This is a genomic window from Synechococcus sp. 'PEA 65AY6A-5F PE A', from assembly GCF_047462575.1.
GTDB lineage: Bacteria > Cyanobacteriota > Cyanobacteriia > Thermostichales > Thermostichaceae > Thermostichus.
Genome location: NZ_JAOALE010000009.1, coordinates 76435 through 86504, shown reverse-complemented (window position 1 = coordinate 86504; position 10070 = coordinate 76435). Strand labels below are relative to the sequence as shown.

General features: G+C 59.3%; 12 protein-coding genes and 1 pseudogene. 1 reads left to right on the top strand and 12 read right to left on the bottom strand.

From position 1 onward, the window contains the following. Positions 1–54: 54 nt before the first annotated feature. From GG26_RS04910 to psbE, 12 genes and pseudogenes are all read right to left on the bottom strand, one after another. Entirely contained in the window at positions 55–1005 is a 951-nt protein-coding gene (locus tag GG26_RS04910) for a LysR substrate-binding domain-containing protein (protein WP_011431213.1), read from the bottom strand. A gap of 269 nt (positions 1006–1274) precedes the next feature. After that, complete coding sequence (locus GG26_RS04905) at positions 1275–1922, bottom strand: thermonuclease family protein (protein WP_011431214.1); 648 nt, start codon at positions 1920–1922, stop codon at positions 1275–1277. Between the two features lie 261 nt (positions 1923–2183). Continuing rightward, entirely contained in the window at positions 2184–2672 is a 489-nt protein-coding gene (locus GG26_RS04900; RefSeq protein ID WP_414389151.1) for a YqeG family HAD IIIA-type phosphatase, read from the bottom strand. Positions 2673–2715: 43 nt separating this feature from the next. Continuing rightward, positions 2716–3837, bottom strand: a complete 1122-nt coding sequence (gene mltG / locus GG26_RS04895; protein ID WP_414389149.1) for an endolytic transglycosylase MltG — start codon at positions 3835–3837, stop codon at positions 2716–2718. 120 nt (positions 3838–3957) lie between these two features. After that, positions 3958–4722 (bottom strand): UMP kinase, encoded by a 765-nt coding sequence (gene pyrH, locus GG26_RS04890; RefSeq protein ID WP_011431217.1) that lies wholly within the window; start codon positions 4720–4722, stop codon positions 3958–3960. 98 nt (positions 4723–4820) lie between these two features. Beyond that, positions 4821–4973 (bottom strand): hypothetical protein, encoded by a 153-nt coding sequence (locus tag GG26_RS04885; RefSeq protein ID WP_011431218.1) that lies wholly within the window; start codon positions 4971–4973, stop codon positions 4821–4823. 107 nt (positions 4974–5080) lie between these two features. After that, positions 5081–5386 carry a TMEM165/GDT1 family protein gene (locus GG26_RS04880; RefSeq protein WP_099812838.1) on the bottom strand — a complete coding sequence of 102 codons (306 nt, stop codon included), beginning with the start codon at positions 5384–5386 and terminating at the stop codon, positions 5081–5083. A 359-nt stretch (positions 5387–5745) separates the two neighbouring features. Beyond that, a pseudogene (locus GG26_RS04875) lies at positions 5746–6816 on the bottom strand (RNA-guided endonuclease InsQ/TnpB family protein). Between the two features lie 304 nt (positions 6817–7120). Then, positions 7121–7240, bottom strand: coding sequence for a photosystem II reaction center protein J (locus GG26_RS04870; protein ID WP_011431222.1), 120 nt, complete (start codon positions 7238–7240; stop codon positions 7121–7123). Positions 7241–7380: 140 nt separating this feature from the next. Next, positions 7381–7506 (bottom strand): photosystem II reaction center protein L, encoded by a 126-nt coding sequence (locus GG26_RS04865; protein WP_011431223.1) that lies wholly within the window; start codon positions 7504–7506, stop codon positions 7381–7383. Between the two features lie 5 nt (positions 7507–7511). Then, complete coding sequence (gene psbF, locus GG26_RS04860) at positions 7512–7655, bottom strand: cytochrome b559 subunit beta (protein WP_011431224.1); 144 nt, start codon at positions 7653–7655, stop codon at positions 7512–7514. Between the two features lie 83 nt (positions 7656–7738). Next, positions 7739–7984 carry a cytochrome b559 subunit alpha gene (psbE, locus tag GG26_RS04855; RefSeq protein ID WP_011431225.1) on the bottom strand — a complete coding sequence of 82 codons (246 nt, stop codon included), beginning with the start codon at positions 7982–7984 and terminating at the stop codon, positions 7739–7741. A gap of 316 nt (positions 7985–8300) precedes the next feature. Between psbE and GG26_RS04850 the strand changes: the two genes are divergently transcribed. Then, positions 8301–10001 (top strand): S-layer homology domain-containing protein, encoded by a 1701-nt coding sequence (locus tag GG26_RS04850; RefSeq protein WP_099812837.1) that lies wholly within the window; start codon positions 8301–8303, stop codon positions 9999–10001. The last annotated feature ends 69 nt before the right edge of the window (positions 10002–10070 follow it).

Sequence of the window (10070 nt, the reverse complement as noted above, 5' to 3'; positions counted from 1 at the left end):
TTCTCGGAAGCTCCCGTCTACAGCCCGTCAGGGCTTAGCGGGAGAGGATGTCACTCAAGCGAGCAACTGTAAGTGGGGAGGGGGAGTTTTCAGCCAGTCTTGGCAGCTCAGCAGCCCCTCGCGAAAGCGGGTGGCCGCCTGCGATTGATAGCGCTCCGGGTTAAACGCCAGCCAAAGGGTGCGCCGTATCTGCAGCCCTTCCACCGCCAGCTTTTTCAGCCGCCCTTGCTCCAAGTCGGAGCCCACCGCCACCATCGACAAAAAAGCCACCCCCAAGCCAGCCTGGACGGCATTCTTGATTGCCTCAATCGAGCTGAGTTCCAGCCGTACATTTAGCTGGCCCGGGTTGATGCCGTGGCGATTCAGCACCCGGTCGATGGTCTGCCGCGTGGAAGACTGGGGATCCAGGGTAATGAAGGGCAAAGTCAACAGATCCACAAGGGCGGGAGCATCGAGGGCACAGCTGGGGGCGCCGACCAACACGTATTCGTCTTCCGCCAGAGCAATCACCTTCAAATGCCGCTGTAAGTCAAAGGGGATCTCCCCGCCGACAATGGCCAGATCCAGCCGACCCTCCACCAGCTTCTGGGCAATTCGCCGTGTGGATTGCACCAAGAGCTGCACCGAAATCTGGGGATAGCTGCGGTGATACTGCGCGATCAAAGAGGGCATGACGTAGGTGCCCACCGTTTGGCTGGCCCCCAAAACCAAGTGCCCCCCTCCCATCTCTTGCAAATTGGCCAGAGCTTGAACCGCTTCCCGGCAGAGCTTGAGGATGCGCTCGCTGTAGTGCAGCAACACCTGCCCCGCATCCGTCAGCTCCACCTTGCGCCCGCCGCGGTCAAACAACACCACTCCCAACTGTCGCTCCAGGTTCTGCACCTGCAAGCTGACCGCTGGCTGGGAGACAAACAGGCTCTCCGCAGCCCGCCGAAAACTCCCCTGCTGCGCAATCGCCTGAACGATGAGGAGCTGATCCAGGGTAAACGGCAGTTCATCCGCCATAGGGAACTCCAAATCACCCAGCGGGATCCCTTCCAACCTAGCGAACTCGGCAGCCCAGGATCGAAAGCCCGCCTGAGATCATCATATATAAGCAGGCTAAATACTAAGAAAATACAAAAGGTGAGCAATCTCGAGAGAACGGCTCGCTCCCGCCTTTTGGACGGGATCTGGGGTGGAGCGCCTCTCCCGAAGAGCCGTTGAAACTGTTTGTTGAAGTTGAGAGCCATCCCCAAGGGCCAGGCGGCTCTGGACCTGTCTTTGGCTTCCCTCTAGCGAGGGCCATAGGGCGTCCAATAGCCGCGCCCCTGTTGCCTTGCCGCATTGGCTGCCTCTTTGAGAATGACGCCGTACTTGAGGCCATTGGTTTGCGGCGACAGTAGGCCATGCCCCAAAAACAGCATTTCCTGGTTGATGAGGGTATTGGCCCGCCAAACGTAGGCAGGCAGGGTGGGGGTGGGGGCCAGAGCGGGATCCAACTCCAAGAAAACCTCGCGCCCCAGCAAAGCCGTCTGCAGGTATTGACCAGCATTGGAGATGGGCAGAGGGGTTTGCCCGCGCAGCTTCGTCCACGTAGGATTGAGCTCTGCCGGCAGAGGAGCAATCCCGATCAGTTGCACCAGCCGCAAATTCAAGTCCCCTTCGAGCTGGACAACCAGGGTGTTGTAATCGACCACCCGAATGACTTGTGCCCGTTTGAGGCTGCGTAGATCCGGACGGGCCACCAAGGTCAAGGCCCAAGCGGGCCATGCCGAGACCAGCAAGGGCAAGGCCAGCAGGCTGCTCAGCTTAATTAAACTCCGTCCCTGGGATATCAACAGAGACTTGGGACGGTGAGAGATGGGAACAGACCGCAGCGATTTCTGCATCATGGACTTCACCCGTTGCATGGCGGACTTGACGACAGGGATGGTTTGCATGCTTAACCTTTGAATTTGACGCTGCCTTTACACCGCCACCCGGCGGGCCCAATGCCGGAGCCGGCTCACTGCCGTCACTCTACAAAAAACTTGGGCAGATGGGTCAGTTCTGCAAGCTGTCTCTCGATTTCAACTTGCGGATGCGCCACCCCCTGACAACCTATAGAGTCATTTCAAAAATGAAACGGCTCGTTACGTTATTTCCTAGCTCCCCTCTCCCTCTGGGAGAGGGGACGGGGGTGAGGTTGTCCAAAGAATCTCTCAAACGCGGGGATCCAGGATGGCCGCAGGGCTCTTCTTCAGAGTCTTGGGCAGGAGGGAGTTGACCAATACGGTAACCAAGCCCAGCCGATTGCCCGCCAGGATATCCGTCCACAGGCGATCGCCCACGATGGCCACCGCCTCCACCGGCAGGTTCATTTGCGCCACAGCCCGCCGCAGAGCGCGCCGCGAGGGTTTGCCGGCGCCGTGAATGGAAGGCAGGTTCAAGCTCTCGCCGATTTGGCGAATGCGGTTGCGGTTGAGGTTGTTGCTCACCAGCCAAATCTGAAAGTGGGGGCGCAATTGCTCCAGCCAGGCGGCCACAGCCGGATCCACCTCAGCCTGGCGGATCGGCACCAGCGTGTCGTCCACGTCGAAGATGACGCCCCTCACCTGCCAGGCCAACAGATCTTCTGCCCGCAGCCGCAAGACAGTGCCGGCCACCACCACATCCGGTTGCAGGAGCTTGAACCAAGGTTTGCGTACCATCGAGAACCTTTTCAGCCACCAACTGCCAATGCTCCTGACCTTCTCATTGCGAAGTGGGCGGGGATCCCTGCCGCTCGCGGAGGATTTGCCGTTGAGCTGCCTCGTGCTCGGCTAGGGTCTTGCTGAAAACATGGGTGCCGTCGTAGCGGGCCACAAAGTAGAGGTAATCGGTCTCCTCAGGCTCCAAAACGGCTTTGAGGCTGGCCAAGCCCGGACTGGCGATGGGGCCAGGGGGCAAGCCGGGGGTGAGGTAGGTGTTGTAGGGGGAGGGGGTATGCACCTCGGCAAGGGTGAGGCGGCGATCTGGCGTCTGCTGGATGTTCAGGGCATATTCCACCGTCGGATCGGCTCCCAAGGGCATTCCCTTTTTGAGCCGGTTCAAAAAGACGCCCGCGATTAAGGCACGCTCCTCCGGCACGGCGGCCTCCCGCTCCACAATGCTGGCCAAGGTAACCCACTCATGCAAGGAGAGGGAAGTAGTGTGCTGGCGAAACAGGGGTAGGGCCACGGCGGCAAACCGCTGCAGCATGGCGTTGATGACAATCTCGGCTTTTTGCTGATCCGGCAGGGATCCCTCCACCTGTTCGACAGGAAAAAGATAGGTGTCGGGGAAGAGGTAGCCTTCCAGGGAGTTCAAGCTGGGGGGCAGCCAATCGAGGGGAGGGATCACGCGGGCCGTGGCGATGAAAACATCGGCTGCCAACCAGTTGCGCTCCGCCAAGGCCGCCGCCATCTGCTCGATCCGCCAGCCCTCCGGGATGGTCAGCCGCCGCTGCAGAATCCGGCCCTGCCGCAGTTGTCGGGCTACGGATAGCATGTCTTGGTTGGGATCCAAAGCGTAGGTACCTGCCTGAAACAGCCAGTCACGTCCAAAGGTGCGGCTCCACAGCTCCCAGGCCAAGGCAGAGCGGATCACCCCCGCTTGGTGCAGTTGTTTCCCGATTAAACGGCTGCTGCTGCCCGGCTGGATCACCACCTGGATTGGCTCTGGGCCACCCAGCGGCTGAAGCCAGGTCTGCCAGCGCCAGTAGCCAAATCCAACGGCCAAGGCCACCAGGAAAGCTAAGCCTTGCACTAGACGGCGACCCCAGCGTTGGCGGCAGCGGGGCGGAGCACTTTGGGCGATCAGGCCTTCGGGCGAGGCGGGATCGCGGTGATCGGTCATCGCCTTCCCCTCCACATCGCGACAGCACATCCTCTGGCCAGGTTAGCGTGGCCAGAAGAGATCTTCAGGCCGTCACCGGTCAGTTAGGGCCACCCCCAGTGTAGCCTCGGCCTATCCCACTTAGGATCCGCTCTCCTGGGCCAGGCGGGCAGGGATCCCATTGCTCTTGGGAGTTGTTTGTCCAATCCAAGTGCCGATGGGCTCCCCTTGCACCACCCGGTAGATGTTGCCGGGAGTGGTCAAGTCGAAAACCACGATGGGTAGTTGATTTTCTTTGCAGAGGGCGATGGCAGTGCTGTCCATCACCCGCAGATCGCGGGTAAGCACATCCTGGTAGCTGAGGACATCGTAGCGGCGGGCCTGAGGATGGGTCTTGGGATCCGCGTCATAAACCCCGTCCACCTTGGTGGCTTTGAAGATCACCTCGGCATCGATCTCCGCCGCCCGCAAGGCCGCAGTCGTGTCGGTGGTGAAGAAGGGATTTCCAGAGCCTGCCCCAAAGATCACCACCCGCCCTTTTTCCAGGTGACGAATGGCGCGGCGACGAATGTAAGGCTCTGCCACCTCCTGCATGGCAATGGCCGTCTGCACCCGCGTCGGGATCCCGGCCCGCTCGATGGCATCTTGCAAGGTTAAGGCGTTGATGACGGTGGCCAACATCCCCACGTAGTCAGCAGAAGCTTGATCCATCCCCTGGGCAGCCGCTTCCTTGCGCCCGCGCCAGATATTGCCCCCTCCCACCACGATCGCCACCTGCACGCCCGCCCGCACCACCGAGGCTACTTCACTGGCAATGGACTGCAAGACCTCGGGGTCAATCCCGTAGGGACGTTCCCCCATCAGGGCTTCACCGCTCAGCTTCAGCAGAATACGTCGGTACTTCATGGCTATCCGCTCCAGCCCACCCCTGCCTACAATAGCAGCTTTGCTGGGCTAGCTCCGGTCAGGGTGTTGGTCAACAGAGCCTCTCGACGAACTTGCCATCACGGCTGCTGTTCTTCGCCAGCGCTGGCCTCCTGATCCCGAGGAACAGAACGGAAGCGGCGGCTATTGCGAGCACGACTTTTCTGAAACTGCTTGGCATACTCGCGGTTGCGCTCGGCTTTTTCCCGCTTCAGGTTGCGTTTTTTGGCCATGCTGGTCTTCCTGACCGGTTGTCCGGCATAAAGTGAGGCACTCAGGTGGAGTGCGAGGCGTCCTTAATCGTAACATGCTTTGCCGGAGCCATCCTGAAGGCCTCTGCTCAGCCAGCTATGGGCAGGGATCCCCAGAGCAGAGATAGGCCGATCAGGAGGAACCCCACGCCTGCCGAGGTTTTGATCCAGCGGGGGGGGATGACTCGCGCTACCCAAGCCCCCGCCCATACCCCAATGAAGCTGGTGCTGATTAGGGCAGCAGCAGCTCCGCAGAAGATCACCCCAAGATTTTGCGAGTGGGCGCTGAGGAGCAGGGTGGCCAACTGGGTTTTATCGCCCATTTCGGCCAGCAAAATTGAGCCGAAGCTGACCAGAGCAGCTCGCGCCGCTGTCTGTTTCAAGAAAGAGAACATCTGACTGCTGTGCTGGCTCAACACGTTTCTCTGTAGCCACGTTGCTCTTACACAAGAGGATAGCTTGGTAGCCCCGTACTTGAGTACGCGGCGGAAAAGCCCTTGAGCCACTTTAGTTGCTTCTTTGTTATTAGTACAGAGCTTCTCCAGGAAAACAACCTACTGCGGTGCAAAACCCGCGTGGCAATAACTAACCTGGCGGAACTTAAGTCCGAAGTAAGCAGAACTTTGAGGTTATGCCTCAAAGGACTGTCTAGAGGCGTCTTGACAGCGCCTTCGCGAGTCCACTTTGGGCTGCGTAAGAATCCCCTGGGTGGGAGTGTCAAAGCCACCCTTCCCCTTCACGGGAGATGTGTAAACTACCGGGCTCCGACCGCTCCCCAACCCCCCGTATACGGGGGGAGGTAGGGGGGCTGGTTTACAGCAGCCCCCAATAATGCAATCACGTTGGCACCGTTAAAATCTGCATCCCCTTTCCAGCCACAGACCGAGTTCACACAACGAAAATGCTTCCCTTCCCGTTGCCCAATCCACAGGCACGGGTGGCAGGTCTGCGAGCTGTAGGCAGGCGGCACCACCCCAACCTGGATCCCGGCCCGCAGCGCCTTGTACTGCACAAACTGCTTCAGTTGATAGAACGCCCAACTATTCGACCGCCGCCGCTCTATCTTAACTGCGCGGCTGTCGGTTGGTGCGCTCCCTAATGCCACTCAGGTCTTCCAGGGCAATAAAACTGTGGGTGGCCTGCGCCCTCGACACAATCGCTTTGGAGATGCAGGGATTGACCCAGGTTTGCAAGCGTCTCTCCTGACCAGACAGCCGTTGCAAGAGTTGGCGGCATCTGCGCCGACTAGATCTTGTGCCCTGACTGGCTTTGCGTTGAAGTGACGCCCGCAGCCGGGAGGAGTGGTCTCTGACCTGGTTCAACGGCTGTCCATTCCAGTTGTCCTCCTCTGAGGTATGGGCAATATCTCTCCTCCCCAAGTCCACCCCCATCGCCTTGGGGGTGTCTGGCTCGACGCCAATCTGGATGTAGTGAGAACCCTCTTTGCGTTTGACCAACGTGGCCGATTTGGGATTGGTGCCGGCCAGCATCCCTCGTTGATAGTTGCCAATGGCCAACTCAAAGCGTTCCCGACCCTCTACGGTGGTCAGCGACACCGTCCAGTCGTTCTCGCGGAAGGAAAAGATGCGGGCATCGTAGGTCACGAAGCCTGCCTTGAAGGCCTTGACCGGACAGTTCTGTTGCCGGGCAACCTTACGCGACCCTGCCATCCGTCTGCATACCTGTTGTGCCAGGATAGCCCAAAGCAGGTACGAATCTCGCGCTAGCAGAGAGATTGGAGCTTGACGGCGTTGACTATCTTCTCTGGTGTGTTCTCATTCACCCAGTTCAAGGCCTGCACAAAGGCGTCCAGAGTCGCATCCAGCTTGGCGGCTTGCGACTCCGATACCTAAGGACTCCGTCCCGCTAGCGCGAACAGTTTGATAGTCAAGACTTGGGGCATGCTGTAACTATACATCAACAGACCGCATTCCTCCCGTCACTGACCGGCCCGGCCCCCGGCCCCCCAGTCCCCCCGTATACGGGGGGATACAGGGGGGCTGGGCGGGGGGATATAGGGGGGTACAGGGGAGCTCCCGCGGTTTCTAGCTGACCCGCATACCCCGAAACGAAACAGAGCGAGGGATCTGTCTAGATTACTGCCCCTCGCCCTCCTCTACTTGTCTAAACTACACGGGCGCTCCAAGACCGGTATAGGAGCCATAGAAGAAAAGCCCAACCACCGTGACCACACCCAAACCGACAACCACAGCCACTATCCACAGAGGGATCCTTGCCTGACTAGTCATAGCAACTGGCCTCCAGAAGAAAAAGATAGGTCTAAAAAGTTGCACCCGTAGTCTGCAAAGAGAACCAAGGGCTGGCTAAGGTAAGCCTACATTGATCCCTGCAGCTTTTTCTCAACTTAAGACCAGAGACAAGTGAAGTCTCAGTTGAGAAAGTAGCTGGAAAACAACAGCCCCACCACAAACACCAGCAGCAAGCCCAAGTATAGGGAGGTGCGGTTTAGCTCTACCGGCTGGGTGTTGGGATTCTTCTCAGGTTGATCAGCCATGGGGTTCACCGTTGAATAAACTGCATTGCGGCAATAGCTCCCAAAAAGAAAACGGTTGGAATCGCCAAAGTATGCACCGCCAACCAACGGACAGTAAAAACGGGGTAGAAAACAGGCTCGTCAGGTTTGTTAACAGATTTGGTCGCCATAGTCCAGATCCTGCATCTTGGAACGCAAAATAGATTTACAAATCGCAACAACTAAAGAGTTGCCAGCCTGGCCCTGCTCTTTCCTAGCGAGTTAACTTTTCCAGTTGCTCAAGAGCGTTGAAGCGGTCGCTGACAATCGGTAACTCCTGCCGCTCTGCGGTGAAATACTCATTGGGGCGCGGGGTGCCAAAGATATCATAAGCCAAGCCGGTGCTGACAAAAAGCCAACCCGCCAAAAACAAAGCGGGAATGGTCAGGGCATGAATAACCCAGTAGCGGACGCTGGTAATAATATCGACAAAAGGTCGCTCTCCAGTGTTGCCAGCCATGAAACTCCTCCCTGCACTAGGGGCAAAAGGGCTCTTTGAGTCTATAACACAATGATAAGGAGTTGCATGCACAGCTACAAGTTACAAGACAATTGCTCAAGCTGTTTGCCGCCAAGCGAGGCCCCACCCTTGCATAGGTAAGATCTCCTAACAGCCTCTGAGTTCAACTCTAGGGCAGCGTGAGCCGGAACGCCTGGGGTAGGGGATCCCACTGCCAAAGGGCGCAATCGCGACTGACACCGAGGGCTTGAGGACACGGCGGAACTTTGAGATAAGCTGGCTCTGAGGGGATGTCAACGGAACAGGAGTAACAGCTATGCGGTGCTCGTGGCCCCTAGCCTTGGGCCTATGTTGGACGCTAGGCTGGTCAAGCCTCAGCTTGCCGGCCTGGTCGCAAGGGGTCGAGCAGCAAGCCTCGCTGGCCTGGGCCGATGCCTACGTGGCAGCGCTGGAGCGCCAGACGGACCTGGTGCTCACCCAGGAGCCGCTGTCGGCGACCTTGACTCGTCTGGAATTGGCCCAGTGGCTAACGGAGTTTTTCGGCTACGTCCCCAACCCCAACCAGGTACAAGAGATTCGGGATCTCGAGCCCAATACCCCCGACTATTGGACGGCCCAAGCGGTGCTGCAGGCGGGAGCGATGCGCCTGTACGAGGGCAACGAGTTTCGCCCGCAAGGAGATCTCACCCACCTGGAAGCCCTGGCTATTTTGGTGCGGGCCCTGCAATTGCCTGCTCCCAACCAGGACGATATTGAGCGCTGGATGGCTCTGTACACCGATGCTGCCGAGGTGCCGGAGGTGGGGCGGGCTTTTGTGGCGATGGCAGGGGAAGCAGGGCTATTGGTGAATGTGCCGGATCCGGCCCGGCTGCGGCCCAATCGGGTGCTCAGCCGAGCCGAGGGGGCGGTGCTGTTGCACCAGGCGCTGGTGTATCGCGGTCAGCTTCCGCCTTTGCCAGCTCCGGTGGCGCAGTTGCGTCCCTCTCCTGCTCCGGTGGCCAAGACTGTCCAACCCGAAATCTTGCAAACGCGGATTACCCCTGAGTCGGGAGTGGTGCCGCCAGGGGGAACTCTGACTGTTGAGGCCCAGGCCACTCCCAACGGCAGGGCCACCGTGGATATCGGCAGCTTGGTGCAGGGCTTGCCCATGCAGGAGGTGCAGCCCGGCTATTACCGCGCCGTTTACACCCTTGGCCCTCAGGACAGCGCCCTCAGTCCCGATATTCGTATCCAACTGAGCCTCAACGGACGGGAGACCCGCGTTCAGCGGCGGCTCCCTCAACTGGCCCTGGGCAATGTCGCTCCCCCGCCGGTGGAATCGGTGTTTCCGCCCCCATCCCCTCTGCCACAACCGGCCACCCCTGAGCCTGCTCCTCTGGCTCCAGTCGGCAACCGCTATCCGCGTATTGAGGCGATTCGCTTGGATCCCCAGCGCGACCTGGTGGAAGGGGATATTCTCACCATTGCCATCTGGGGGGACTCGGGGGGGATCGCCCAGTTTGATTTGGGGAATTTGGCCCTGAACCAGCCGATGCGGGAGGTGCGACCCCACCACTACGAGGGCACCTACGTGGTGGCCCCCACCCACCAAGCCAGCAACCCCGTTTTGCGAATTGTGCTCACTAAGGATGGCCTCAGCCAGGAACACCGGGAGATCTTCCCTTTTGCAATCGATGGATCTAAGGGAACCCGCTCCACCATCCAGCCGGTCTCCGCACCTGTCGCTGCTGGGCTGCCCCGGATTTTCAATGTCACCACCAACAGCACCAACCTGCGCATGGGCGAGATCCTCAAAGTTACGATGCGAGGGGATCCGGGGGGGCGGGCAGCTTTTCGCATCGTCGGGGTGACGCCGGAGGTGGAGATGCGGGAGGTGGCGCCCGGCCTCTACGAAACCCAGCAGCAACTGCCCTTCAACATGCAGCCGGTCAACAACGGCCTCGTTGAGGTGATCCTGGAGCGGGGCGGCCAAAGAGCCACCCAAACCAGCCCCTCGCCCATTACCATCGCTCCCTGAGCAAAACTTGCCGTGCAGCCTCGCGAGAACTTTATCCCGCTGGTGCAAACGGTAGCTAAAGGAATACGA

Coding starts and splice junctions, on each gene's coding strand:
- GG26_RS04910 (WP_011431213.1), bottom strand. CDS start 1,005: ATGGCGGATGAACTGCCGTTTACCCTGGATCAGCTCCTCATCGTTCAG.
- GG26_RS04905 (WP_011431214.1), bottom strand. CDS start 1,922: ATGCAAACCATCCCTGTCGTCAAGTCCGCCATGCAACGGGTGAAGTCC.
- GG26_RS04900 (WP_414389151.1), bottom strand. CDS start 2,672: ATGGTACGCAAACCTTGGTTCAAGCTCCTGCAACCGGATGTGGTGGTG.
- mltG (WP_414389149.1), bottom strand. CDS start 3,837: ATGACCGATCACCGCGATCCCGCCTCGCCCGAAGGCCTGATCGCCCAA.
- pyrH (WP_011431217.1), bottom strand. CDS start 4,722: ATGAAGTACCGACGTATTCTGCTGAAGCTGAGCGGTGAAGCCCTGATG.
- GG26_RS04885 (WP_011431218.1), bottom strand. CDS start 4,973: ATGGCCAAAAAACGCAACCTGAAGCGGGAAAAAGCCGAGCGCAACCGC.
- GG26_RS04880 (WP_099812838.1), bottom strand. CDS start 5,386: ATGTTCTCTTTCTTGAAACAGACAGCGGCGCGAGCTGCTCTGGTCAGC.
- GG26_RS04870 (WP_011431222.1), bottom strand. CDS start 7,240: ATGACTAGTCAGGCAAGGATCCCTCTGTGGATAGTGGCTGTGGTTGTC.
- GG26_RS04865 (WP_011431223.1), bottom strand. CDS start 7,506: ATGGCTGATCAACCTGAGAAGAATCCCAACACCCAGCCGGTAGAGCTA.
- psbF (WP_011431224.1), bottom strand. CDS start 7,655: ATGGCGACCAAATCTGTTAACAAACCTGACGAGCCTGTTTTCTACCCC.
- psbE (WP_011431225.1), bottom strand. CDS start 7,984: ATGGCTGGCAACACTGGAGAGCGACCTTTTGTCGATATTATTACCAGC.
- GG26_RS04850 (WP_099812837.1), top strand. CDS start 8,301: ATGCGGTGCTCGTGGCCCCTAGCCTTGGGCCTATGTTGGACGCTAGGC.